This window comes from Bradyrhizobium frederickii, from assembly GCF_004570865.1.
Lineage (GTDB): Bacteria > Pseudomonadota > Alphaproteobacteria > Rhizobiales > Xanthobacteraceae > Bradyrhizobium > Bradyrhizobium frederickii.
The window spans coordinates 76,421-100,681 of the sequence record NZ_SPQS01000009.1 but is presented as its reverse complement, the minus strand read 5'-3'; the positions used below and the strand labels follow the sequence as shown (position 1 = coordinate 100,681).

At 65.2% G+C, this 24,261-nt stretch carries 19 protein-coding genes; 11 read left to right on the top strand and 8 right to left on the bottom strand.

Translation table 11 applies throughout. The features are described 5' to 3' along the window. Positions 1–16: 16 nt before the first annotated feature. The gene (locus tag E4K64_RS17150; protein WP_135164569.1) at positions 17–4,843 is read right to left on the bottom strand and encodes an NAD-glutamate dehydrogenase; all 4,827 of its coding nucleotides are present in this window, start codon (positions 4,841–4,843) and stop codon (positions 17–19) included. Positions 4,844–5,341: 498 nt separating this feature from the next. On the opposite strand from E4K64_RS17150, the gene E4K64_RS17145 reads away from it, so the two are divergent. The 7 genes from E4K64_RS17145 to E4K64_RS17115 all read left to right on the top strand — a co-directional run bounded on the left by E4K64_RS17145 (position 5,342) and on the right by E4K64_RS17115 (position 13,120). Further along, complete coding sequence (locus E4K64_RS17145; RefSeq protein ID WP_135164568.1) at positions 5,342–5,974, top strand: DUF1326 domain-containing protein; 633 nt, start codon at positions 5,342–5,344, stop codon at positions 5,972–5,974. A gap of 63 nt (positions 5,975–6,037) precedes the next feature. Then, positions 6,038–6,817 (top strand): DUF2182 domain-containing protein, encoded by a 780-nt coding sequence (locus E4K64_RS17140; RefSeq protein WP_167772072.1) that lies wholly within the window; start codon positions 6,038–6,040, stop codon positions 6,815–6,817. A gap of 343 nt (positions 6,818–7,160) precedes the next feature. Beyond that, positions 7,161–9,731, top strand: coding sequence for a bifunctional diguanylate cyclase/phosphodiesterase (locus tag E4K64_RS17135; RefSeq protein ID WP_135164566.1), 2,571 nt, complete (start codon positions 7,161–7,163; stop codon positions 9,729–9,731). Between the two features lie 306 nt (positions 9,732–10,037). Beyond that, entirely contained in the window at positions 10,038–10,235 is a 198-nt protein-coding gene (locus tag E4K64_RS17130; RefSeq protein ID WP_430642505.1) for a hypothetical protein, read from the top strand. Positions 10,236–10,437: 202 nt separating this feature from the next. Next, positions 10,438–11,112 (top strand): FABP family protein, encoded by a 675-nt coding sequence (locus E4K64_RS17125; protein WP_135164564.1) that lies wholly within the window; start codon positions 10,438–10,440, stop codon positions 11,110–11,112. Positions 11,113–11,132: 20 nt separating this feature from the next. Continuing rightward, positions 11,133–11,840: a RibD family protein gene (locus E4K64_RS17120; RefSeq protein ID WP_135164563.1), complete on the top strand. Its 708-nt coding sequence runs from the start codon at positions 11,133–11,135 to the stop codon at positions 11,838–11,840. Positions 11,841–11,848: 8 nt separating this feature from the next. Next, on the top strand, positions 11,849–13,120 hold the full coding sequence (locus tag E4K64_RS17115) for a flavin monoamine oxidase family protein (protein WP_135164562.1): 1,272 nt from the start codon (positions 11,849–11,851) through the stop codon (positions 13,118–13,120). A gap of 59 nt (positions 13,121–13,179) precedes the next feature. On the opposite strand, the gene E4K64_RS17110 is transcribed toward E4K64_RS17115, so the two are convergent. Further along, on the bottom strand, positions 13,180–13,485 hold the full coding sequence (locus E4K64_RS17110) for a hypothetical protein (RefSeq protein WP_167772071.1): 306 nt from the start codon (positions 13,483–13,485) through the stop codon (positions 13,180–13,182). 268 nt (positions 13,486–13,753) lie between these two features. Then, positions 13,754–14,101, bottom strand: coding sequence for a DUF3088 domain-containing protein (locus E4K64_RS17105; protein WP_135164561.1), 348 nt, complete (start codon positions 14,099–14,101; stop codon positions 13,754–13,756). 110 nt (positions 14,102–14,211) lie between these two features. On the opposite strand from E4K64_RS17105, the gene E4K64_RS17100 reads away from it, so the two are divergent. Then, positions 14,212–16,059 carry an AMP-dependent synthetase/ligase gene (locus E4K64_RS17100; RefSeq protein ID WP_167772070.1) on the top strand — a complete coding sequence of 616 codons (1,848 nt, stop codon included), beginning with the start codon at positions 14,212–14,214 and terminating at the stop codon, positions 16,057–16,059. A 51-nt stretch (positions 16,060–16,110) separates the two neighbouring features. Continuing rightward, positions 16,111–17,715 (top strand): oleate hydratase, encoded by a 1,605-nt coding sequence (locus E4K64_RS17095; RefSeq protein ID WP_283812329.1) that lies wholly within the window; start codon positions 16,111–16,113, stop codon positions 17,713–17,715. Positions 17,716–17,874: 159 nt separating this feature from the next. On the opposite strand, the gene E4K64_RS17085 is transcribed toward E4K64_RS17095, so the two are convergent. The 4 genes from E4K64_RS17085 to E4K64_RS17070 all read right to left on the bottom strand — a co-directional run bounded on the left by E4K64_RS17085 (position 17,875) and on the right by E4K64_RS17070 (position 21,788). Beyond that, positions 17,875–18,453 (bottom strand): hypothetical protein, encoded by a 579-nt coding sequence (locus E4K64_RS17085; RefSeq protein ID WP_167772069.1) that lies wholly within the window; start codon positions 18,451–18,453, stop codon positions 17,875–17,877. A 204-nt stretch (positions 18,454–18,657) separates the two neighbouring features. Next, a complete protein-coding gene (locus E4K64_RS17080) occupies positions 18,658–19,971 on the bottom strand; it encodes a tetratricopeptide repeat protein (protein ID WP_135164556.1) in 1,314 nt (437 codons plus the stop codon). A gap of 16 nt (positions 19,972–19,987) precedes the next feature. Next, the gene (locus E4K64_RS17075) at positions 19,988–20,998 is read right to left on the bottom strand and encodes an aldo/keto reductase (RefSeq protein ID WP_135164555.1); all 1,011 of its coding nucleotides are present in this window, start codon (positions 20,996–20,998) and stop codon (positions 19,988–19,990) included. Positions 20,999–21,362: 364 nt separating this feature from the next. Beyond that, positions 21,363–21,788: a PaaI family thioesterase gene (locus tag E4K64_RS17070; RefSeq protein WP_167772068.1), complete on the bottom strand. Its 426-nt coding sequence runs from the start codon at positions 21,786–21,788 to the stop codon at positions 21,363–21,365. A 70-nt stretch (positions 21,789–21,858) separates the two neighbouring features. On the opposite strand from E4K64_RS17070, the gene E4K64_RS17065 reads away from it, so the two are divergent. Both E4K64_RS17065 and E4K64_RS17060 read left to right on the top strand, forming a co-directional pair. Further along, a complete protein-coding gene (locus E4K64_RS17065; RefSeq protein WP_135164553.1) occupies positions 21,859–22,485 on the top strand; it encodes an NUDIX hydrolase in 627 nt (208 codons plus the stop codon). A 53-nt stretch (positions 22,486–22,538) separates the two neighbouring features. Further along, entirely contained in the window at positions 22,539–23,756 is a 1,218-nt protein-coding gene (locus E4K64_RS17060) for a hypothetical protein (protein WP_135164552.1), read from the top strand. Between the two features lie 171 nt (positions 23,757–23,927). Here E4K64_RS17060 and E4K64_RS17055 read toward each other — a convergent pair whose 3' ends face one another. Further along, positions 23,928–24,245 (bottom strand): hypothetical protein, encoded by a 318-nt coding sequence (locus tag E4K64_RS17055; protein ID WP_135164551.1) that lies wholly within the window; start codon positions 24,243–24,245, stop codon positions 23,928–23,930. Positions 24,246–24,261 lie beyond the last annotated feature (16 nt).

Below are 24,261 nucleotides of genomic sequence, written 5' to 3'. Positions count from 1 at the left end.
CCCTTTCCGTCGTGCATCAGCCCTTGACCAAGTCCCCCAGCAAATTGGCCGCCACCGTCAGCTTGGCGAGCGTCAGGCCGCTGGCCGCGATTTCCTCGACCGAGCGGCGGATGCGCGTCGCCTCAGGATGAGCCGCAAGCCAGTTGCCGGCGGCCTCTTGGCCGGACTCGCCGTTTGCCAGCATGTTGGCGACCAGTCTTCTTTCCGCGGCCGCGATCTGGTCGACGGCGCGATCGATCGCGAGACGTTCATAATTGTCGTTTGCCGGCACACTGCGCGCGGCGGCGATGATCCGATCGAGCCTGAAATCGGCCTCGACGGCGAAGAAGGTCGTGGCGGCTTCACCGATGGCCCGGCTGGTGCGCTCCGCGACGGTGACGATATCCGGTGCGGAGACGAGCACGTCGAGATCGGCGAGTTCTGCGGCAAGTCCTGCTGGGACGCCGGCACCGATCAGATCCTGCCGCCGCTTGCTGCGCCCAGCCTGCAAGTCCTGCGGCAGGGTCTTGTCGAGCCCGGCGGCGACCTCCCGAATTCCGGGACTGAAGTGCGCGATCACGGCGTCCAGACCGGCCTTGAAATCAGCATTGCGCACGTACCACACCATGCGTGAGAGCAGGAGATCCTGGATCGTCGCGTAGAGGCCGAGTTGCAATTGCCCGTCGATGCGGGTGTCGAGTGCATCGATCGCGGCATTGAGCCGCTGAAGGCCGTAGGATTCATTGACCGCGACGAAGGCCATGACGATGGTGGCGACATCGGCATCGGTCTCGTCGGCCAGGCGCACGACACAGGCCGGGCCGCCCCGGTTGATCACGGCATTGGCGAGACTGGTGGCGATGATCTCCCGCCGCAACCGATGCAACTGCACCGCCGTGGGGAATTTCTCCTGCACCTGGCGCGGAAAATACTGGGATAGTTCGCGGGCGAGATAGGGATCGTCAGGCACGCCGGTCGCGAGCAGGTCGTCGTAGAGCGTCAGCTTGGCGTAAGCGAGCAACACGGCAAGCTCGGGCCGTGTCAGGAGCTGGCCGCGCCTGGTGCGCTCGGTGATCGCCGCGTCGTCGGGCAAGAACTCCACGGCGCGGCTGAGTAGGCCGCGCTGCTCGAGCGATTGCATCAGGCGGGTGAGGAAGCCGGTCTCGGCCACGCCCTTCCGTTCGGCCAGCGAGAGCGCCAGCGTCTGAAGATAATTGTTGCGCAGCACAAGTGCGCCAACCTCCTCGGTCATCGCGGCGAGCAGGCTGTTACGGTCGCCAGGACTGAGGTGTCCCTCGCGCTCGGGGCGCGCCAGCGCGATCTTGATGTTGACCTCGACGTCGGACGTGTTCACGCCGGCCGAATTGTCGATGGCGTCGGTGTTGAGCTTGACGCCCTTCTGCGCCGCCTCGATACGGCCGCGCTGGGTGACGCCGAGATTGGCGCCTTCGCCGATCACCCGCGCACGGACATCGGCGCCCGCGATGCGGATCGGATCGTTGGCGCGGTCGCCGGCCTGATCATCGCTTTCCGAGGACGAGCGAATATAGGTGCCGATGCCGCCAAACCACAGGAGGTCCACGCGGGCCTTGAGGATCGCTGTCATCACCTCGAACGGCGTGGCCTGCGGCTTGTCGAGATCAAGCAGTGCGCGCACTTCCGGTGCAAGCGGGATCGCCTTGAGCGAGCGCGAGAACACGCCACCGCCTTGCGAGATCAGGGACTTGTCATAGTCCTGCCAGCTCGATCGCAGCAGGCCGAACAGGCGCTTGCGTTCGGCGAGGCTGATCGCCGGTTCAGGCGATGGATCGATGAAGATGTCGCGGTGATCGAACGCCGCGACGAGCTTCGTCGCCGGCGAGAGCAGCATGCCGTTACCGAAGACATCGCCCGACATGTCGCCGACGCCGGCAACCGTGAACGGCTTGGTCTGGATGTCGGTGCCAAACTCGCGGAAGTGACGCTTGACCGCCTCCCATGCGCCTCGTGCCGTGATCCCCATCTTCTTGTGGTCGTAGCCCTGGCTGCCGCCGGAGGCGAAGGCATCGCCGAGCCAATGGTGCTTCTCGGTCGAGATCGCGTTGGCGATGTCGGAGAAGGTGGCGGTGCCCTTGTCGGCTGCGACGACCAGGTAGGGGTCGTCACCGTCATGCCGCACGGTCGAGTCGGGCGGCACTATGGTGTCGCGCTCAAGATTGTCAGTGAGTTCGAGCAGCGTGCGAACGAAGATACGATAGGCTTCGGTGCCTTCCGCCATGAAGTGGTCGCGACTCGAGGGCGACGGCAGGCGCTTGGGCACGAAGCCGCCCTTCGCGCCGACCGGCACGATCACGGCGTTCTTCACCTGTTGTGCCTTCACGAGGCCCAGGATCTCGGTACGGAAATCCTGCGGCCGGTCGGACCAGCGCAGACCGCCCCGCGCGACCTTGCCGAAGCGCAGATGAATGCCTTCGACGCGGGGCGAGTAGACGAAAATCTCGTACAGTGGTCGCGGAGCCGGCAGGGCCTCGATCTTGCGCGCGTCGAACTTGAAGGAGATCACCGGATGCGGGTGCCCGTCCTGACCGACCTGCCACAAATTGGTGCGGATGGTTGCCTGCACCAGATTGGTGAAGCGGCGCAGGATGCGGTCTTCATCGAGCGAGGCGACGGAATTGAGCTGCTCCTCGATCTCGGCGACGAGGACCATCTCGCGCGACGACCGCTCCGCAATCGTGAGTCCAAGGCGCGGATCGAGGCGGCCCTGGAACAGGGCAACGATGTTGGCGGTAATCGCGGCATTCTTGCGCAGTGTCTCCCACATATAGTCCTGGGTGAACGGAGCGCGGATCTGATGGAGGTAGCGCGACAGCGCGCGGATCGTCGATACTTCCCGCCAGCTCAGGGCTGTGCGCAGGATCAGTGCGTTGAATCCGTCGGATTCGGCGCGATCGCGGACCACTGCCATGATCGAGGCTTCCAGACGATGGTTGAATTCATCGTTGATTGCGATCGGCTTTCCGTCGCTGGTCTCGATTGTCATATCGTGCAGCCATGCCGGCGACTGCCAGGTGCGTGGCACGATCTGATAGGTGCGTTCGTTGACCACGTTCAGGCCGTGATTTTCAATCACCGGCACGCGATAGGATAGCGACAGCGGCGTGGCGTCCGAGAAGACCTTCAGGCCGAATCGTCTGGGATCGTCGTCCCCCTCGAGGCGGTAAACCGAAATCGTCACCGGTCTGGCTGAGGAGAGCTTTTCGATGGTTGCGATGTCGGCGAGCGCCTGTTCGGCGCTGAATATCTCGGTGTAGCCGGCGGAAAAGGCCTGGGCATAACGGCTTGCGAGCATGCGCGCCCGCATGCCATCTGCAGACGCAGCCAGCGCGACCTTCAACTTGTCGGCCCAGGTCTCGGCAATGGCGCTGATCCCGGCTTCGAGGGTCGGGCGTTCGACCACCGGAGTTTTACCTTCATATCGGCCGATGATGTAGTGGACGCGCGCAAGCGAACCTTCCGGGAAGGATACGTAGGAGGCCGACAGGATCCCCTTGTAGACCTGCGACAGGAAGGCGCCGACGCGCGTGCGCACGTCGGTGTCGTATTTGTCGCGCGGAATGAAGCAGAGGATGGAGACGAAGCGATCGAACTTGTCCACGCGTGCCAGCACCCGGACGCGGGGGCGCTCATAGAGGATCAGGATCTCCACGACGAAATTGTAGAGCGTGTCGACGTCGATCTGAAACAGATCGTCGCGCGGATAATCTTCGAGAATATGCGTCAGCGCCTTGCCCGAATGGCTATTCGGGTCGAAGCCGGCACGCTGCAGCACCTGCACCACTTTGTGGCGCGCATAAGGGATTTGCTTGACCGAGCGGGTATAGGCACCGGAGGTGAACAGACCGACGAGGCGCAATTCCCCTTCGAGCCCGCCGTCGGGCGTGTAGAGCTTGATGCCCACATAATCCATCCGGATGCGGCGATGAACGCGGCTGGAGACGTTGGCCTTGATGACGATGAGGAGGCTCGGCTCCCGCATGAACTCGCGAATTTCCGACGTCATCACCACCATTTCGTGACCGCGGCGCAGGACCTTCACCTCGGGATCGCGCAGGATGCCGAGGCCCTCACCGGTCGTGATGTCGTCCGACGCATCGCTGTCGGGCGAGAAACGATATTCGCGCACGCCCAGAAAGGTAAAATTGTCTAAGCACAGCCATTGCAGGAACTGGCTGGCTTCGGCGATCTCGTCGATCGGCAGCGGAGGCGGATCGGTCGCGAAGGTCTTGATCGCCTGCTCGATGCGGGCACGCATGGGCTTCCAGTCGGTGACGCAGGCGCGCACGTCATTCAACGTCATGGTCAGCTCATCAACCAGCTTTTGGCGGTCGGCGTCGACGTCCATGCGGGCGATGTGCAGATGAATGAGGCTTTCGCGGGCGCCCTTTGCTCCCTCCAGGGCTTCGCCATGGAAGCGCATCAGCTTGCCTTGCTCGTCGCGCTCTACCGCGATGATCGGATGAGCGACCAGGGTGACCTCGATGCCCTGCTCGGCAAGCTCCGCCAGGGTGGAATCGAACAGGAACGGCATATTGTCGTTGAGAATTTCGAGCACGGAGATCTCGCGGCCATCCGGCATCATCGGATTGACGATGCGAATATCGGCGTGACCCGCCGTGCGCCGCTGTACGTGCTCCCAGGCCTGCTCGGCCAGGAAGGCCAGCGAAGCGGCGTCGTGGTTGGCGAGATCCTCGCTGTTGGTGTGGCCGAACAGGAGTTCGGCGAAAGTCCGGGGCGTGTTGCCTAGCTGTAGGCTTCCCGTTGCATCGCGAATGAGGGTCGACCGGGCCTTGTCGTCGCGCCACGCTTCCATAACGTCCTCCATCTCTCGCCGCGTCCGATCGCAATCGCGATCATCAGCTTGCTTCTGGAGTTCATCACTTCGAGCGCCGTCATCTTGACCGCGATCCGGCGCCGCGAAATCTGCCCTCGGCACCTGATCTTACCACTCCGAGCGGTCAAGGCGCGCGGAGTCGTGGCGAAAAGCCCTACGACCGCTGCGTCGTCGGCGCCATGATAAATCGTAAGTACATTCAATGACATACGAGTTCGCAGTTTTGTTCGGAGTGGCGCACCGTGTTCCTGGCGTCGGTCATCTCCGAGATGTAGCTACTTCCCGAGCTACTACCTTGGGTCGCTGTACGTGTCCGGCTGCGACTGATATGATCGTAAGACGGTAAACGGCAGCTCGCCATCCAACCTTTCCGCGACGCTGGCCTTCTGATCGGATCTCGATCCCGCTCGCGCTCCTTCGCTTTGCTTCGACATAACGCCGAGTTGGCCAAATAGCTGCCGCGTCCCCGCTCACACTGGGAGTTGTGCCATGGCTGCATCGGATTGGCGTCTCGAAGGCGAATGGATGAAGAATTGCACTTGCGCGTTCGGCTGCCCCTGCGATTTCAATGCGCCGCCTACCAAGGGCTATTGTAAGGGCATGGTCGGCATGCGGATTGCCAAAGGGCATTTCGAGGGGACCAGGCTCGACGGTCTCTGCTTTGCGATCACGGTCGATTTCCCCGGGGCGCTGCATGAGGGCAACGGGACAATCCAGCCCATCATCGACGAACGCGCCACGGCGGAGCAGCGTCAGGCGATGTTCGAGATCTTTTCCGGCAAGCATTCAGCCGAGGGCACGCTGTTCCAGATCGTCAGCATGATCGTCACCAAGATCCACGATCCGGTGTTTGCGCCGTTCGAGTTTTCCTTCGACAAGGACGGGCGCGTCGCCAAGCTCGTGGCCAAGGGCGTGCTCGAGACCGATGTCGAGCCGATCAAGAATCCGGTGACGGGTCAATCGCACCGCATCCAGGTGGTCATGCCGGAGGGCTTCGAGCACAGGGCCGCCGAGGTTGCGTCCGCCAACATCCGCTCGACCGGCGCGATCCCATTCGAGACCAAGGGCACACACAGCTCGCTCGCGAATGTCGTGCAGACGCCCGACGGCGTTGCGGCATGATGCAGCGCCGACATCGGGATGAGATCTCGATGTCGGCTCCTCATCGCGATCCCGGACAAGTCCATGCAGGGGCGCTTGATGCTGGAACATCTGCTCCGTCGCGACCGGCAGGTCGTCGCGATCGGGACCGCCGCAGTGGCGGCGCTCGCCTGGGCCTATCTTGCGAGCGGTGCCGGCATGGATACCGAGATGATGGCGGACATGCCGGACATGGCGCCGATGCCTTGGACGCCGCTCTATGCCGCGCTGCTGTTCGTGATGTGGTGGGTGATGATGATCGCGATGATGGCGCCGAGTGCAGCGCCCACCGTTCTGTTGTATGCGACCGTCAAGCGCAAGCAGGAGACCGAGTCCCGCGCCGCGATCGATGCCTGGATCTTCCTTGCCGGCTACCTCGTGGCATGGGCCGGGTTCAGTCTTGCTGCGGTCCTGGCGCAAGGGGCGCTCGAACGCTACGGGCTGTTGTCGATGGCGATGGCAAGCACCAGCGCGATCCTGGGCGGCGGCATCCTGGTTGCCGCGGGGCTCTATCAGTTCACGCCGCTCAAGCATTCCTGCCTGCGCTATTGTGAGAGTCCGTTGTTGTTTCTCAGCCGGCACTGGCGGCCCGGCACGCTCGGAGCGTTCCGGATGGGACTTCGCCACGGCAGCTACTGCATCGGCTGCTGCTGGTTTCTGATGGTATTGCTGTTCGTCGGCGGCGTGATGAATCTGACCTGGATCATCGGCATCGCGCTCTATGTCGCCGCTGAGAAGCTGCTGCCGTTCGGCCGACGATTGAGTCATGCGGCGGGCGCGATCCTCGTCCTGTCCGGTATGATCGTCCTGGCACGCGCGATGTGAGAAACCGGTACAGAGTTGAAATATCGTCTCCCATTTTACCAATACCGCGTGGTTAACAGCGGACCTCCGTGATCATACGGAGATCGAAAGTTAAAGAATTGACCTCGGCCCGAACCGAAACTTAAGGCTGTGATGCCTAGCTTTGGGCTATGAACCGGTCCGCGCGCCGCTTTCGGCCGCGCTGGTCCCCGGGGCAATCGAGGCAGAGACGGGCGATGCCACTACTGGCGGTGAGCGCAGTTCTGCCCTGGCGGCCGAGGCGAGGGCGCATTTCGTGATTCCGGCAAGGTCAGTCCGCAGAGCCGGAAGAACGATTCTGCGGAATGCTCCGCTGCAGATCGCATTGTTCTTCCTGCCCCTGATCTGGATCGGCTATTTCGCGATCACGTCATCGGAACGCACGGATGCGGTCGAGCAGGCGCGGTCGCACGGCAACAGCGTCGCCGAATTGTTCGAGGAGAACACCGAGCGCATCTTCGAGCGGGTGGATCAGTCGTTGCTGGTGGTGCGAGCGCTCTACGCCCAGGATCCGATGACCTTCAGCCTGAAGTTCTGGTCCGACAAGGCCCGCATCGCCACCGGTGACGTCGTCCAGTTCGCCCTGATCGGCTTGGACGGGTACATGATCGAGACGACGGCGGGCTATTCCGGCCCGCCGCTCTACCTCGGCGATCGCGAACACTTCATTCATACCATGTCGCAGTCCGAGGATCGCCTCTACGTGGGCAGGCCGGTGCTGGGCCGCGCGTCCAACAAATGGACCATACAGGTTGCAAGGAGGATCTTCGACCTCGCAAGGAATCCGGCAGGCGTGGTCGTCGGCTCGATCAGCGTCGAGGTGGTCGGCCGGTTCTACGACACCGCAAAGCTCGGCGCCGGCGGAACGCTGGTGCTCAGAAACGCAAACCAGGTCGTGCTCGCCGCGCGCGGCATCGATGCGGATACCGTGTTGGGGCAACGTTCGCCGAACCGCGTCGAAGGCGAGCTGGGGGACGGCTTCTACGCCCAATACTGGAACGAAAACCGCCCCAACCGCCCTGACAGGCTGGTGACCGCACGCAGATCGCGGCTCTTTCCACTCATCTTCACCGTAGGTATCTCGGAGCGCGAGATCTATTCGCGCGCGGACGCCAGGCATAAGGTCTATCTCGGCGGCGCGCTGCTGCTCACGTTCATCATTCTGACTGCGATGCTGTTCTACTGGCGGCGCCAGTTGGCGCTCGATCGCGCCCAGCGCGAGCTGCGCGAATTTGCCAGCAAGTTCGAAGATGCGCTCAGAAACCTTCCCCAGGGGTTGAGCATGTTCGACGGCGGCGACCGCCTGATCGCATTCAATCGGCAATGGATCGAGCTTTACGGCCTCGCGCCCGAGGAGATTCGAATCGGCATGGATTTCCGCGAAGTGTTTGCGAGACAGACCGCCGTCCTCGACGTCGGGGCTTACCTGGCCGATCTGAAGCAACGGCTCACCCAGTCGGAGCACACCTCGAACACCGTGCAGTTTCCGGATGGGCGGGTTGTCTATATTTCCTACGGACGGCGCGAGGGTGGCGGGTGGGTCGCCACCCATGAAGACATCACCGAACGCAAGGCATCCGAGGATCGAATCGAAAGGCTGGCGCATTACGACAGCTTGACCGGACTTTGTAATCGCAATCTGTTCAAAGAGCGCATCGACCAGGCGCTCGCGGAGTCCGGCGCCTCGGAAGCTCCCTTCGCCGTGCTCCTGCTGGATCTCGACAAGTTCAAGTCGGTCAACGACGCGCTCGGTCACCAATGTGGCGATGCGTTGCTGAAGCAGGTCGCGGACCGGATCAAGGCGCAGATATGCGACACCGACACGGCGGCGCGGATTGGCGGCGACGAGTTTGCCGTAATCTTCGCACCGGGCCGGCCCGCGATGCAGGACGGGGCCGCCAGCCTCGCCGCGCGGCTGGTCAAGGCCATCGCCGAGCCTTGTCACATCGACGGCCATCCCGTCGTGATCGGCTGCAGCATCGGCCTTGCTCTCGTGCCCGAGCACGGCACGCGCGTCGATGAGATTCTTCGCAATGCCGATCTGGCGCTGTACAGCGCGAAGAACGCCGGCCGAAACTGCTTCCAAGTCTACTCGGCGGAGCTCAAGGCCGAGGCCGATCAGCGCAACGTACTCGAGATCGAGCTGCGTGAGGCGATCTGGCGCGAGGAGATCGAGGTGTTCTATCAGCCCGTGATCGAGCTCGGCACCGGCCGCGTGAAGTCGGTGGAGGCGCTGGCGCGCTGGCAGCACGCGACCAGGGGCTTCATTCCACCGGCCGAGTTCATCGCAGTCGCGGAGGCTGGCGGGCTGATCGTCGAGCTCGGCAATCAGGTGCTGGCCAAGGCCTGTCGAGATGCGATGACCATGCCGGCCGATGTCAGGGTCGCGGTCAATCTCTCCGCCCTGCAGTTCGCCGGCACCGATCTCGTCGATACGGTGAGGTTCGCGCTGGCGCAGAGCGGGCTGGCGCAAAGCCGGCTCGAGCTCGAGATTACCGAGAGCGTGTTCCTAGCCGACACGCAGGAAAACCTCAGGACGCTTCAGCGCCTCAAGGCGCTCGGCGTTTCCATTGCGCTCGACGATTTCGGTGTCGGTTACTCGTCCTTGTCCTATCTGACGGCGTTTCCATTCGACAAGGTCAAGATCGACAAGTCCTTCATCGACCGGATTGATCGCAGCGAAACCGTCGCCGTGCTGAAATCCATCGTGCAGCTTGCCAAGACCCTGAAGCTCTCGATCGTTGCCGAGGGCGTCGAGGCTTCCGAACAGGCCGAACGGCTCCGCGCCCTTGGTATCCCGCTCGCCCAGGGCTTTCTCTTCGGCAAGCCTGTGCCCTTGGCCGACCTGTCATGGCAAGGCCCCGCACCGCTGCGGCGACGGCAGGCGGTGGCGTGAGGCGTTCCGGCTCCCGGGTGAGGCCTTCTCTTGCCAGCGACCGCGCATCGCCCTGAGCACCAACAGCTTGTTGGCCGGGCTTGACGAGCCTTCGCAAGGGCTCAGAGAGGGCCATGACGTCAGCTCTCCACCGCCCGTGCATTGCGGGTTGATTCCGGGGCCGGATCGCGCCCGCCCATTCCTGGCACTCTGCTTGCTCAGTCATGACCAAAGCCGGGCCTCGGCGGCGAGGCCCGTTTCAGGTTGAGGCAAGCGATGCAAGAAGTGTCCCGTACTGGTACTGCCGGCGAACTCCGGCTCGATGCGTTGATCGCCGATCTGTGGTGGCGCGTTCGGCTCTTGAATACCGATATTCTCGAAGAGGAAGCCAAAGCCGGGGTGTTCGACGCTCAGCAGCCGACCTATCCGCTGCTTGCGCTTAACCTTCGCGCGCGGCGGGACAATCTGGTCGCCACGATCGGTGTGCTCGAGCGGCGCGCGAAATCGCTGTCGGAAGCGGCTTGAGAGCAGCCTTCGGTGCCATCGGGAGCGGCAGCGATGCCGCGCCTGGCGAGATCGACGCATCGATACCGCGGCAGGCAATGCACGGTCTTCCTTAAAAGCCCGACAATCGCCGATGTCCATTCGCGATTGTGAGGCCTGAGCACGCGCCAGGTTGGCGCCGCCATGCTATGGCTGTTCGCGCAACTTTCCCGCGAGGACTTCCATGCTTCCCATTCCCGCCGACATCTTCACCGAGCCCGAGGACGTCTCGCCCGACGGCCTTGCCAATCTCGGTCCGCTGCGCCGCCTCGCAGGCCGTTGGCAGGCGGACAAGGGCATCGACATCAACCCGAAGGCGGAGGGGCCGGAACGGCGGACCTTCATCGAGCGCATCCGCATGGACCCGATCGATCCGCAGGCCAACGGCCCGCAGCTGCTCTACGGGCTGCGCTATCACATCCACATCAACACGCCGGAGGAAGACATCACCTTCCACGACCAGGTCGGTTACTGGCTGTGGGAGCCCGCGACCGGGCTGATCATGCAGACGCTGGCGATTCCGCGCGGGCAGGTGTTGCTGGCCTCGGGCAAGGCGGGGCCTGACGACAAGACCATCTCGGTCACCGCCAAGCGCGGCGACACCGCCTACGGCATCTGCTCGACCGATTTTCTGGAACAGGCGTTCCGGACCGATTCCTATCGCTGCGATATCACCTTCAACGACGACGGCAGCTGGACCTATCTGATCCAGACCGAGTTGTTCGTGCGCGGCGCGCCGTTCAATCATCGCGACACCAACACGCTGCAGCTGGTCGCGCCGCCAAAGCTCAATCCGCTCGCAATGATCGTCAACGATCGCGCCAAGGGCGATGAGAGCGGCGTTGAGCCGACGGTGTAAAGCGCATTCCGGAGAGTTGCATGAAGCCCTACGTGATCTGCCTGATGCACTCCGGCCTCGACGGCCGCACGCATCCCAGCCGCTGGCGTCCGAAGGGAGCGGGCACCGACTGGTTCGAGAATATCCATGAGGAGCTCGGCGGCGATGCCTGGGTCATCGGCCGCGTCACCGGGTCGGAGTTCGCCAAGGGCCAGCCCTATCCCGCGACTGACATGAAGATTCCGCGCGAAAACTGGTTCGCGCGGCGCGACGCGAAAACCTATGGCGTCGTGCTCGATGCGCAAGGCAAGATCGGCTGGGGGCGCTCGGACATCGGCGGCGATCCCATCGTCGTCGTGCTGACCGAGAGCGTGCCGGATTCGCATCTCGCGGGGCTCCGCGGCGAGGGCGTGTCCTATATCTTTGCCGGCAAGTCGGAAATCGACCTGGCGCTGACGCTGGACATCCTCAATCGCGAGCTCGGCGTGAAGCGTCTCCTGGTCGAGGGCGGCGGCGTCGCCAATGGCGCGTTCCTGCGGGCCGGCCTGATCGACGAATTCAACCTGATCCTCAGTCCCGCGATCGACGGCGCCAGCGGCGCTCCCTTCGTGTTCTCCTCGACGGAGGCGGAGAGCGACAAGCGCGCGCCGATCGCGGCGATGACGCTGGAGAGTACGCGCCAGCTTGGCGGCGGCGTCCTGCTGCTGCGCTATCTGATCAAGAACGATCCGTCAGCCGCAGGCCGGTGAAGCCCGCCATGTCCGAGACATCGGAGCACATCGTCATCGTCGGTGCCGGCGCGGCGGGCCTGATGGCGGCGCGCGAGCTGGCGCGTGCCGGCCGGAAGGTGACGGTGCTGGAGGCGCGCACGCGCTGCGGCGGCCGCATCCATCCGCTGCCGGCTTCGGAGTTCGGCTATCCCGCCGAGGCCGGCGCCGAATTCGTCCATGGCGAGGCGCCGGTCACGCGCGGATTGCTGCGCGAGGCCGGGCTGTCGCTTCGGGAGATCGAAGGCGAGCAGTGGAGCTTTGACGGGACGGGGCTCTCGCGCGAACGGCGCGGCGCTGCCGACGAGGCCAAGCTGCAAGCCGTGCTGAGGGATTTGCAGGACGATCTCCCCGTTGCCGAATTCCTGCGCCGGCATTTTGCCGGGGACGATTATGCGCCGATGCGCCGTTCGATCGAACGGATGGTCGAGGGATACGACGCGGCCGACCCCGAGCGCGCCTCGACGCTGGCACTGCGCGAGGAGTGGATGGATGGCGGGCACGCACCGCAGGCGCGTATCGACGGCGGCTATGGCGCGCTGATCGACGTCCTGGCGGCTGACTGCCGCAGGCATGGGGTCACCATCCATCTCGGCTGCGTGGTGTCGGCGATCGAGGAGGAGGGCCGCGGGGCTGTCGTTCGCTGCGCCGGCGGCGACGGATATGGCTGCGGCCGTGTGATCCTCACCGTGCCGCTGCCTCTGCTGCGCGAGATCGCCCTGCCGGCGAGCGCGCGTGCGAAGCTTGCCGCCACCGGCGACATCGGCTTCGGCAACGTCATCAAGATCCTGCTGCGCTTCGCGCGGCCATGGTGGCGCGAGCGGCAAATGGATCTCGCAGCTATGACTTTCCTGTTGTCCGAAGAGAGGATCCCGGTGTGGTGGACGCAATATCCGAGCCGGCATGCGATGCTCACCGGCTGGTTCGGCGGCCCGCGCACGGTGGAGCTGGACAGCCTCGATCCGCCAGGATTGATCGGGGCCGGGCTCGATTCGCTCGCCGCCATCTTCAGGCTGCCGCGCGAGGACGTCGCGGGCGAACTGGTGGCGGGGGCGGCCACCAACTGGGCGCACGATCGTTTTGCCCGCGGCGCCTATTCCTGGGCGACCCCGCGGACGCGCGCGGCGCAGGCGATTCTGGCGCGCGCCGACGGAAGGGTGCTGTTCTCCGGTGAAGCGCTCTATCGCGGACCCGACATGGGCACGGTGGAAGCGGCGCTGGCGAGCGGCCTGGAGACGGCGGGGATGATCCTGCGGGAATGAATAAAGAGAGGCCCGCATCGCTGCGGGCCCCGTGTCTCAATCGCTGCGGGCCTCGTGTCTCACCAGCGTCCGCCGCCGAAGCTGAACGTCACGCCGGGGCCGCCGCCATAATATCCGTACGGTCCGCCGCCGTAATAGCCGTGATGGCGCGGGTAATAGCCGTAGCTTTGGTAATAAGGCCGGTAGCCGTGCCGCCAATGATGATGGTGACCATGCCAGCGATGGTACCTGCGGTGCGCGCTGATGTCGGTGGTCTGGCTTTCCTGCGCGCTCTGCTTCGCGCTTGAACTGCCGGCCGCGTTCGCCGCCGATCCGCCGCCAAGCGCCGCAGCTCCGACCGCCATCGCGACAATGAGATACTTCATGTCATCACTCCAGTTGAATGTCGTGAGACAACGAATAGGCGCCGGCTGCGTTCCGGCGTCGAAACGACGCAGACGCTGGTTCCGATGAACGTACGTTAACGTTCGTGAATGATTCAACTCGCGCGATCGATCGTCGCGCCGCCTTGCCTTAGTATCGCCCCAGATCTTACGCCGCGACGAATGACGCGATCATCTCACCGGTCTTCACGATGCGGGCGAGCTCGCCGTTGATGGCGTCCGGAATACCAAAATTGCGCGAGCCGTGTGCTCACGGATGCGGATCGGGAAAGCCGTGGCGTTCGGAGAGTGCGGCGAGGATCGCGTCCTTGTCGGCGATGAAGGCGCGGCCCTGATGGCTGCCGGTCTGATGCGGCGATGTCGCTCCGTCTGCAAGCACCAGCAGCGGCAGCGACTGGTTCTGCTCGCCGACCAGTGTGATCACCGGCTGCCGCGGGCGCGGCCACGGAATGCGCTCGACATCGAGCTTTGCGGCAAGTTGCGGAAACGAGGCCAGCACGCCCTCGATCAGCGCGCAATGCCAGCAATAGAACAGGCGCCCCGGAAAAGCCGGGTCCTCGAAACCCGGGCGCAGCAGAAACAGGCGGTCGCGCGTCATGGGTCGCTCCAAAGCATGGCCGCCTTGCTGAGGATCAAAGCGGCAAGGACTGGCCGGCCTAGTGTCGAGACACCAAATGGTTGGGAATCGATGCGATGCGAGAGAACGCCATGCCGGGGCCGACGAGTCAACCGGACGGCCTTGCCGGGGTCAGGACGCTGCCGCAGCTGCTGCGCTGGCGCGTCAAGGCGACGCCGGCGGCGGAGGCCTATCGCCATTTCGACGCGAGCTCGCGGCGCTGGGTCAGCCAGTCCTGGCGCGAGATCGATGCGGAATTCGAGCTGTGGCGGCGGGCGCTCGCCGCGGAGGCCCTCGCGCCGGGCGAACGTATCGCCATCCTGATGCCGAACGGCGTTGCGCATATCGCCATGGACCAGGCGGCGCTGTCGCGCGGCCTGGTGCCGGTGCCGATGCACGCCGTCGACAACCCCGACAGCATCGCCTACGTCCTGGTCGATTCCGGCGCGCTGCTCTTGTTCATCGATACGCTGGAGCGCTGGCAGGCAATCGTGGCGACCGGCCAGCCGCTCGACCATCTCAAGCGTGTCGTCTGCGCGGATGCAGGCGGGCTCATCACGCCGGATGCGCGCATCGTCGGGCTCGACCACTGGCTCGCGCAAGCACCTGGCGCGACCGCGCCGCTGCCCGATGTCGCGATCGAACCAGACGATCTCGCCGCCATCGTCTACACCTCGGGCACCACCGGGCGGCCGAAGGGGGTGATGCTGTCGCATGGCAACGTGGTCGCCAATGTGAAGGCGATCGCGCGCCGCCTCAAAGCCGAGCCGCACGACGTCTTCCTCTCCTTCCTGCCGCTCTCGCACACTTTCGAGCGCACCGGCGGGTATTACTATCCGATCGCGGTCGGCGCCTGTGTCGCCTATGCGCGCTCGGTGCCGCAACTCTCGGAGGATCTGAAGCATGTGCGGCCGACGGTGCTGGTCTCGGTGCCGCGGATCTACGAACGGATCTACGCGCTGATCATGCAGCATCGCGCATCAGCGGGCTGGATCGAGCGCACGCTGCTCGATCTCGCCATCGCCGTCGGCGGGCGGCGCTTCGACGCGCGGCAGCGGCATGGCGTGCCGTCGCTGCTGGACCGGCTGGCCTGGCCGCTGCTGAAGCGTCTCGTCGCCGACAAGGTGCTGGCGCAGCTCGGCGGCCGCCTGCGCGTCGCGGTCTGCGGCGGCGCGCCGATCGCGGAGCCCGTCATCGGCCTGTTTCTCGCGCTCGGGCTCGACGTGCTCCAGGGCTACGGCATGACGGAGACCTCGCCGGTGGTCTCCGTCAATATTCCCGACGACAACGATCCGCATTCGGTCGGCCACGTCCTCGACGGCGTCGAGGTCAGGCTGGGCGAGAACGACGAATTGCTGGTGCGCGGCCCCAGCGTGATGCCGGGCTACTGGCGCAAGCCGGAGGAAACGCGGCGCGCCAAGGACGCCGACGGCTGGCTGCACACCGGCGACCAGGCCCGCATCGAGAATGGGCGCATCACCATTACCGGTCGCATCAAGGACATTCTGGTCACCTCCACCGGCGAGAAGATCGCGCCGGTGGATCTGGAGACTGCGATCCTCGCCGATCCCTTGTTCGAGCAGGCGCTGGTGGTCGGCGAACAGCGGCCGTTCCTCGCCGCATTGGTCGTGCTGAATGCCAAAGCCTGGGCCGAGGAGAAGGAACGGCTGGCGGCGCGCGGCCAGCAAGGCGGCGCGGCGGAGCGGGCGGCGCTGCTGGCCAGGATCGCCGCGGCCGTGAAAGCCTATCCGTCCTACGCGACACCGCGCGCGGTGTGGTGGACGCTGGATCCGTGGACCATTGCGGCGGGCCTGCTCACGCCGACGCTGAAGAACAAGCGGCCGGCGCTCGAACGCCGCTTCGCGGACGAGATCGAGCACATCTACGCGAGGAAGGCGAATGTTTCGCCTCCTCCCCCGAGGGCGCTCACATCCTCTTGAACGCTGCGTCCGACGCGCTTGATCCAGCGCAACTTGCAGCGCGGCCTCCGCATGCAATGTCGCCGTCGAAAATTCGTACGGCAATCGAGGCAAGTCATGAAGGCGTATTTCATCGGCGGCGGCATAGGATCGCTCGCGGGCGCGGCGTTCCTGATCCGCGACGCACACCAGGCGGGGCGTGACATCGTGATCTACGAGGCGCAGCCGCTGGTCGGCGGCAGCCTCGACGGCGCCCAGCTCGCGAACGGCGCCTATTCGCTGCGCGGCGGCCGCATGCTCACCACCGACCACTACGAATGCACCTGGGACCTGCTCTCGAGCATCCCCTCGCTGCAGCATCCGGGCCTCAGCGTGCGCGACGAGACCATCGCCTTCAACGTGGAGAATCCTGCGCACTCGCAGGCGCGGCTGGTCAACCGCAACCGCTTCAAGGTCGACGTCTCGCATATGGGCTTCTCCGCGCGCGACCGGCTGGAGCTGCTGCGGCTCACCGAGGCCTCGGAAGAGGCGCTCGGCAACAGCCGCATCACCGACTGGCTGTCACCCGGATTCTTCGATTCCAATTTCTGGTACATGTGGCAGACCACCTTCGCCTTCCAACCCTGGCACAGCGCGGTCGAGCTGAAGCGTTATCTGCATCGCTTCATGAACGAGTTTCCGCGTATCGAGACGCTCGCCGGCGTCAAGCGCACCGTCTACAATCAATATGACGCGATCGTGCGGCCACTCGCCGACTGGCTGAAGCGCCAGGGCGTGCAGTTCGTGCGCGGCACGCGCGTCACCGACATGGCGTTCGAGGCCGAGGGCGCGCGCTTGCGCGTGCGCCAGCTCACGCTCGACCGCGACAGCCGCACGGCCAACGTCCGGCTGGAAGACGACGACATCGTCTTCTTCCAGAACGGCTCGATGACGGACGCCTCGAGCCTGGGCACGATGGCCGAACCGCCGCCGCGCCTCACCAAGAAGGACAGCCAGGGCTGGGCGCTGTGGGAGACGATCGCGCAGGGCCGTCCCGAATTCGGCAATCCGGCCGCCTTCAACACGTCGATCCCGGAATCCTACTGGCTGTCCTTCACCGTCACCTGCCGCGATCCGCTGTTCTTCGACCGGATGGAGGCGTTCTCCGGCAACCGGGCCGGCACCGGCGGCCTGGTGACGTTCAAGGATTCCAACTGGCTGATGTCGGTCGTGCTCTATCACCAGCCGCATTTCGTGGGACAGCCGAACAACGTGCAGGTGTTCTGGGGCTATGCGCTGCATCCGGACCGCGTCGGCAATTTCGTCGCCAAGCCGATGTCCGATTGCGGCGGCGCGGATATCCTGAAGGAGCTGTGCGGTCACCTGAATTTCGATGCGGCCGTGTTCGACGACGCGATCTGCATTCCCTGCCGCATGCCCTACATCACCAGCATGTTCATGCCGCGCCATCTGGCCGACCGGCCGCTGCCGGTGCCGAAGAACTCGGTCAACCTCGCCTTCGTCAGCCAGTTCGTCGAGATCCCCGACGACGTCGTGTTCACCGTCGAATATTCGGTGCGGGCGGCGCAGATGGCGGTCTATCAGCTGATGAAGATCGACCGCCCGGTGCCGCCGGTGACGCGGCACGACAAGTCGCTCGCGGTGATCTTCGCGACGCTGGAAAAGGCGTTCGCGTGAAGCTGTTCTCCCTCGCCCCGTTCTTACGGGGAGAGGGGTGGGGTGAGGGGCTTTCTTCACAAATGCGGTGGCAGATGGACTCGCGGAGGCTCCCCCTCACCCGGAATTTGCTGGCGCAAATTCCGGCCTCTCCCCGCAAGCGGGGAGAGGCGAGAAGAGCTACTTGAACGGATCCTGGATCGAGGGCGAGGACTGCCGGATGCGGCGCACGCTGACCGGCGTGCCGTCGGAGACGAACAGCAATTCGTAGCGCCGGCCCTCACTGTCGGTGGCGGAGCAGGTGACGTCGTTCACCTTCCTGGCGGCGAAATTGCCGGTCTGGCGGCAGAGGCCGGTGGAGGTCTGCTCGGCCGGCACCGGCAGGCCGTCGACCTTGGGGCGGTGCTTGGAGTTGAGCAGCATGCGGTCGATCCGCAGCTCGTAGGAATTGTCGTCGGCACGCTTGCCGTTCTCGCCGGAGAACGACACGACGTGGCTGTCGTCGGCGGGATCGTCGACCGCGACCGCGAAATTGACCCGGCCTTTGTCGCCATGGGCGTAGGCCACCGTCTTGCAGGCAAAGGTGCGGCCGGCGACCTTGAACGTCTTGCATTGGCCGGACATCAGCGCCAACAGGTCAATGAGCCCATTCTGCTGCGCCGGCGGATTGTTGACCGGGATCGGGCTGGAAGTCTCGGCAAAACAAGGACTTGCCAAAGCCATGGTCAAGGCGGCGAGAACCGGTCGGCAGAGGCGCATCGTCGGGCTCGTGTGCCAGAGGGCCGTGGCGGCGGAGGAAAAGTTCCGCACCATAACCATCGAACCGCAAATTGGTTGCGATCCCGTTTGTTCTGCAACACCCGCCTGGAATACCACCGCACCACCCCGACGGCGATTCGCCCACATCGCCCAACCTGTCCGCCCGGCACTTGCCGCCAGGCCGGTGTTTTTTTCGTGGCGGAGCTAGCCCGTGGCCGCATGCCAGCGCGTGTCGCGAAGCGATGGCCGGCGGTGCAGGCGGGCGTCCAGCAGGGCGCGGGCGCGGTGCAGCTCGTCGCTGCGCATGAGCGCGACGATGTAGGTGTCCTCGATCAGCTCGCGCTGGGCGTGGCTGCCGCCGATCCGCACGACCTCGGCGAGAACAGGCGCGAGCGTTTGCACGCATGAGGCGTAGTCCTGGTCGGCAAAGGCCGCCAGCGCGCGGACGATCGCCGGCACGACGGGGCCGGCCGGCAGCTTGCCCTCGGCGAGCCGCTGCTCGATCGTCGCAAGGCGCGCGGTGAGCGCCACGTGGTCTTGCGTCGCCGCCGCGAACAGCGCCATGTGAACGTCGGCGAAGGGCAGGCTCGACTTCGGAAACATTTTTTGCGCGCAGGCGTCGGCTTCCTGCCACAGCGTCTTCGGCACGGTGTGGCCGTACGCCGACAGGCGCCAGAGCAGCGAGGCGGCGTCGGTGACGACGTTGAGCGGCGGCGCCTGCGTGACCGCCGGCTGAAGCACGTCGGCATAGATCGCGAGCGCGCGCGCCGAATCGTCCTGCTCGAGCGCGCCGAGCGCCTGGTGCCAGCGGATATGGCCGTGCAGGATGCCGGCGCGGTCGTAAGTCGGAATCCAGTCGTCGACGAGGCGATCGGCCGCCTCGATCGAGCCGTCCTCGAACATCGCGTGCAGCACCGCATGCGCCGCATGGGCGTTCGCCCGGCGCAAACTGAAGCCGCGCTCGGTCACGCTGCGGCCGCGGGCGACATCGCCATTCTCGGTCATGGCCCAGCCGGCCATGGTCAGGAACCACCAGTCCTCGCCGTAATGCTGCGCGACGCGCTCGCACAGCTCATGCCGCGCGCGATCGTGATCGGCCATGCCGGAGAAGGCGAACAGGCCGAACGCACCGAGCGGCAGCGACAGCACCAGGGCATCGCGCGGCCAGCTCTCGATGTGCTTCAGCGTCGATGCAATCGCCTCATTCAGCCGGCCCTCGATCGACAGCGCCAGCGTCTCGACATGCGAGCGTTCGCGCTCCGTGCCGCGCCTGGCGACCAGCTCGCGTGCGAGCGCCGACTTGCTCCGTGCCAGATCGCCTTGCTGGTAGAAGGCGTGCACGCGGGCACGGGCGATATGAGGCAGCGCGAAGTCGGGATCGGCGGCAATCGCGCGCTCCAGCGTCTCGGCCATGCCGGTCCACCCCGAGAGCATGAGGTCGACGCCGTCGCGATAGGCGTCAGCAGCCGCATCGGAGGCGGTTGAGAGCGGCAGGCCGTAGCGATCTTGATGCGCCATCGTCGTCTCCGAGAGGTCACGCCGTCCGGGCGCGACGGCCTTCGATCGGGTAGGCGGGATCGTTGTAGCCCGGCGTCGAGGGATGGCCCGGGGCGACCAGGCGGTCGACCAGTGCCTCGTCCTCCGCAGTGAAACGATAGTCGAGCGCGCTGATGTAGCCGTCCCATTGCTCTTCGGTGCGCGGGCCGGCAATGATCGAGGAGACGAAGGCGGAGTTGAGCACCCAGGCAACCGCGAACTGGCCGGCGGTGATGCCCTTCCTCTCCGCGTGCGCCTTGATCTCCTGCGCGAGCTGGAGCGATTCCGGCCGCCATTCGGTCTGCATCATGCGGGTGTCGTTGCGCCCCGCGCGCGTCTCCTTGTCGGGGGCGGCGTCCGGCTTGTACTTGCCGGTGAGCACGCCGCGCGCCAGCGGACTGTAGGGGACGATGCCGAGGCCGTAATAGGCGCAGGCCGGGAAGTGCTCGACCTCGGGCATGCGGTTCATGGCGTTGTAATAGGGCTGGCTCACCGCGGGACGGTCGATGCCGAGCCGGTCGCAGATGTTGCAGATCTCGGCGACGCGCCAGGCGCGGTAGTTGGAGACGCCGAAATAACGCACCTTGCCTGCGCGGATCAGATCGCCCATCGCGCGCACCGTCTCCTCCAGCGGCGTCGCCTGGTCTTCCTTGTGCAGATAGTAGATGTCGATGTGATCGGTGCCGAGCCGCTTCAGGCTCTCGTCCGCGGCCTGCAGCACCCAGCGCCGTGACAGGCCGACGCGATTGGGATCATCGCCCATCGGGTTGGCGAGTTTGGTCGCGAGCACCCAGGCGTGCCGGTCGTCGGCAATGGCGCGGCCGACGACCTGTTCGGATGCGCCTTTCGAATAGGCGTCGGCCGTATCGATGAAGTTGATGCCGGCCGCGCGCGCCTTGTCGATGATCCGCTTCGACGCGGCTTGATCGGTTGGCCCGCCGAACATCATGGTGCCCAGACAGATCGGCGACACTTTCAGGCCGGAGCGGCCGAGCTGGCGGTATTGCATGGGCTATTTCCTCAATCGTTCGATGGGGCGCAGCATAGCCAGCCACGCCCGTCATTGCGAGCGACGCGAAGCAATCCAGAGATGCATCTGCGGAAAGATGTTGGATTGCTTCCGCCTTCGCCAAGGCTTCGGCGGACAAGTCGCTGCGCTCGCAATGACGTTGTGAGGAGGACAGCCCCAACCTCCTCTCGTCGTCCCGGACAAGCGAAGCGCAGATCCAGGACCCAACCACAGGGAGTGGTTTGGCGAAGGCTCGGGATGGCCTGCGCGCAACAACTACTCCCTGGGGTTATGGATCCCCGCGTTCGCGGGGACGACAGGGGAGTGTGTGGCTGCGATGGTGGCAGCCTGACCCGCCGCCCCTCTACCCCGGCCCCTTCAAGATCTTGAACACGCCGTTCGCCATCACGATGCAGCGGTCGTCGACCGTCACCTCCGTGCTCATGAAGATCAGGCTGCGGGTCGAGCGCACCACGCGCGGGCGCGAGATCAGGATGTCGCCGATCTGGCCGGCCTCGACGAAATGAGTGTCGAGCTGCACGGTCGCCATGAACTCCTTGCCGGAGACGTAGCGGGCGGTCATGCCGCAGGTGCGGTCGGCGAAGGTCATCATCACCCCGCCCTGGACCATGCCGCGGCGGTTGTGGTGCTTGTCCTCGGTCGCGAGCGCGAATTCGTAATGGCCGTCGACCTTGCGCTCCCACAACGGGCCGACCAGGTGCACGAAGCCGGTGGTCTCGAGGATGCTCCAGCCCTCTGATTTCAGCCTTGTCGCGGCCCTGCTCGTCATCGCTCCGTCCATCCCTGCAACGCTGTCTCGCCTCGTTTCATCAGATGCGGTCCTGGTGTAGTCAAGCACCATGAGACCTTTCGACGATGCCACCCGGCGGAATATCGCAGAGGCCTGCGCCTCCTTCGCGCGGCTGCCTGACCTGGCTGAGCCGTCGGCGCTGAAGCGCGCCGCGGTGGTGCTGGCGCTGACCGAATCGAGCGACGGCGACGACACCGCCTTCCTGCTCACCAGGCGTGCCTCACACCTGCGTGCGCATCGCGGCCAATGGGCGTTGCCCGGCGGACGCTGCGATGCCGGCGAGTCGCCGGTCGAGGCGGCGTTGCGCGAGCTCGACGAGGAGCTCGCGCTCAAGCTTTCGGCCGAGGCGGTGCTCGGCCTGCTCGACGATTATCCGACCCGCTCCGGCTATCTGATCACGCCGGTCGTGGTTTGGGCGGCCGACAGTGCCGCGATCATTCCGAACCCGGACGAGGTCGCCTCCGTCCATCGCATCGCGCTCGACACGATCGAACGCGACGAGGCCTTCGATTTCGCCGCGATCCCCGAAAGCACCCGCCGCGTGATTCGGTTCCATCACCAGATGAGCCTGATCCACGCGCCGACGGCGGCCCTGATCTACCAGTTCCGCGAGGTGCTGGCGGGACGGCACACCCGCGTCACCGAGCTGGAACAGCCGGTATTCGCCTGGAAGTGATGGTAAACGGCACGTTAACGTGACGGTTACCGGATGCCTGCTAAGAGGGCGGCATGCATCGATCGATTCGAAACACATTGGCGCTGGTTCCACTTGCGCTTGTCCTGATCACACCCGCCGTACGTGGCGGCGAGGCCGACGCTTTGTCGGCGTCCGTGCGCGGCGCCAACGCCCAGCTGCTGTCGCAGCTTTTCGCGCAAGGCGCGGGGGCGTCCCCGGCCGTGCTCGAATATCGCCGCAAGCTCGCCGAGTATCAGGCGGCGCGCGCGGCCTTCGACGCCGAGGCCGGCGCCTATTGGAGCCAGATCTCGGAGAAGCGAAAAGGGCGCAATGCCAAGCGGCGCAGCGGGCAGCAGGTGACGCTCGACGATTACGTGCTGGAGCATCCGCCGCTCTATAACGGGCCGAAGAAGCCGGTGAATCCGGAGCCGGAGGAAACGCCGGACCGGCCGCCCCGCAAGCCTATCCCCGTCGTCGCCGATTTCCTGCGCGCGGCGCAGGAGCTCTACCAGTTCACGCCGCAGCGCCCGTCCAGCGAGGTCGAGTTCAAGCGCGCCTATGCGCGCTACGCGCTCGCCTCCGGGCTGACGCGCGAGCAGGCCGTGCGGGTTTACGCCTTCGAGACCGGCGGCACCGGCAGCCACGACGTGCAGGCGGGAATCGAACATGGCGGCAAGCGCGCGATCTCGACCGCAATGGGCTACAACCAGCTCCTGACCACCAACAGCGTCGAGCTGCTGGCGGAGCAGGGACACGAACTTATTCGCGCGCTCTCCGAGAAAGTGGCGCGGTCGTCAGGACCGGCGCGCCAGGCGCTCGAGCACAAGCTCGTCGTGCTGAAGAAGATGGTCGCGCATGCCAAGGCGGTGCCCGATACCTGGTCGGAGCACGAGAAGATCGGCAATACCGCGCAGGGCTGGGCCATGCATGCGATGGTGCTCGACATCGATGTCGGGCCGATGCTGCAGACGCACAAGCTGCTGACCTCGGTGCTGTTCGCCCGCGCCAAGGGCTACACCCGTCCGCTCACCGCGGCCGAGCTCGAGATGATGAACCTCACCGGCGACGGCACCGGGCTCGACATGGTGACGATGCCGCAGGCCATGCGCGAGCAGGTGCCGACCTCGAACTTCTTCCAGCGCGGCGGCTACGAGCGCAATCCGGTCGCCATCCGCCACAACACAGTGGCCAAGCTGCTGGCGGTCACGGACGATCGGATGGACGTGAACAGCGGCAAACCCGGCGCCAGGGAATTGGCGGCGGCGTTTTAGCTGCTGGCGAGCTGCCGCATCCTCCGCTGTCATGCCCCGGCTCGACCGGGGCATCCAGTACGCCGCGGCCTCTCGATTCAATCACGACGGCCTCTGGAATACTGGATCATCCGCCTTCGCGGGTGATGACACCGAGAGTGTGGCCGCGCATCGTCCCGCCCGCCGCAGCTCCTACTGATCCGGCCCGAACTTGAACTTGCCGTCGCCTTCGAGATAGGGGCCGCTGCGCATGTAGAGCTGGCCGTTCTGGCCGATGAAGAACAGCGTGCCCTTCGGCACCTTCTTGGCGCCCTTCAGCAGCTCGCCGGCATTGCTGGTGCCCATCTTGTAGGAATAGGTCTTGCCGTCCCGGTCATACGCATAGCCCATGTCGGACTTGAGCTCCCAGGGCGTTGCCGTCGATTGCGCGTATGCGGGCGCAGCAAACCCGCCGAGCAGCGTTGCGCATGCGACCGAAACCAGCGCAAATGTCTTCGTTGAAAATGCCATGATCCCATCCTCCCCG

Coding starts and splice junctions, on each gene's coding strand:
- E4K64_RS17095 (WP_283812329.1), top strand. CDS start 16,111: ATGCAATGTCGCCGTCGAAAATTCGTACGGCAATCGAGGCAAGTCATG.
- E4K64_RS17060 (WP_135164552.1), top strand. CDS start 22,539: ATGCATCGATCGATTCGAAACACATTGGCGCTGGTTCCACTTGCGCTT.
- E4K64_RS17105 (WP_135164561.1), bottom strand. CDS start 14,101: ATGACGCGCGACCGCCTGTTTCTGCTGCGCCCGGGTTTCGAGGACCCG.
- E4K64_RS17110 (WP_167772071.1), bottom strand. CDS start 13,485: ATGAAGTATCTCATTGTCGCGATGGCGGTCGGAGCTGCGGCGCTTGGC.
- E4K64_RS17150 (WP_135164569.1), bottom strand. CDS start 4,843: ATGGAGGACGTTATGGAAGCGTGGCGCGACGACAAGGCCCGGTCGACC.
- E4K64_RS17075 (WP_135164555.1), bottom strand. CDS start 20,998: ATGCAATACCGCCAGCTCGGCCGCTCCGGCCTGAAAGTGTCGCCGATC.
- E4K64_RS17140 (WP_167772072.1), top strand. CDS start 6,038: ATGCAGGGGCGCTTGATGCTGGAACATCTGCTCCGTCGCGACCGGCAG.
- E4K64_RS17070 (WP_167772068.1), bottom strand. CDS start 21,788: ATGACGAGCAGGGCCGCGACAAGGCTGAAATCAGAGGGCTGGAGCATC.
- E4K64_RS17080 (WP_135164556.1), bottom strand. CDS start 19,971: ATGGCGCATCAAGATCGCTACGGCCTGCCGCTCTCAACCGCCTCCGAT.
- E4K64_RS17055 (WP_135164551.1), bottom strand. CDS start 24,245: ATGGCATTTTCAACGAAGACATTTGCGCTGGTTTCGGTCGCATGCGCA.
- E4K64_RS17125 (WP_135164564.1), top strand. CDS start 10,438: ATGCTTCCCATTCCCGCCGACATCTTCACCGAGCCCGAGGACGTCTCG.
- E4K64_RS17115 (WP_135164562.1), top strand. CDS start 11,849: ATGTCCGAGACATCGGAGCACATCGTCATCGTCGGTGCCGGCGCGGCG.
- E4K64_RS17120 (WP_135164563.1), top strand. CDS start 11,133: ATGAAGCCCTACGTGATCTGCCTGATGCACTCCGGCCTCGACGGCCGC.
- E4K64_RS17100 (WP_167772070.1), top strand. CDS start 14,212: ATGCCGGGGCCGACGAGTCAACCGGACGGCCTTGCCGGGGTCAGGACG.
- E4K64_RS17065 (WP_135164553.1), top strand. CDS start 21,859: ATGAGACCTTTCGACGATGCCACCCGGCGGAATATCGCAGAGGCCTGC.
- E4K64_RS17085 (WP_167772069.1), bottom strand. CDS start 18,453: ATGCGCCTCTGCCGACCGGTTCTCGCCGCCTTGACCATGGCTTTGGCA.
- E4K64_RS17145 (WP_135164568.1), top strand. CDS start 5,342: ATGGCTGCATCGGATTGGCGTCTCGAAGGCGAATGGATGAAGAATTGC.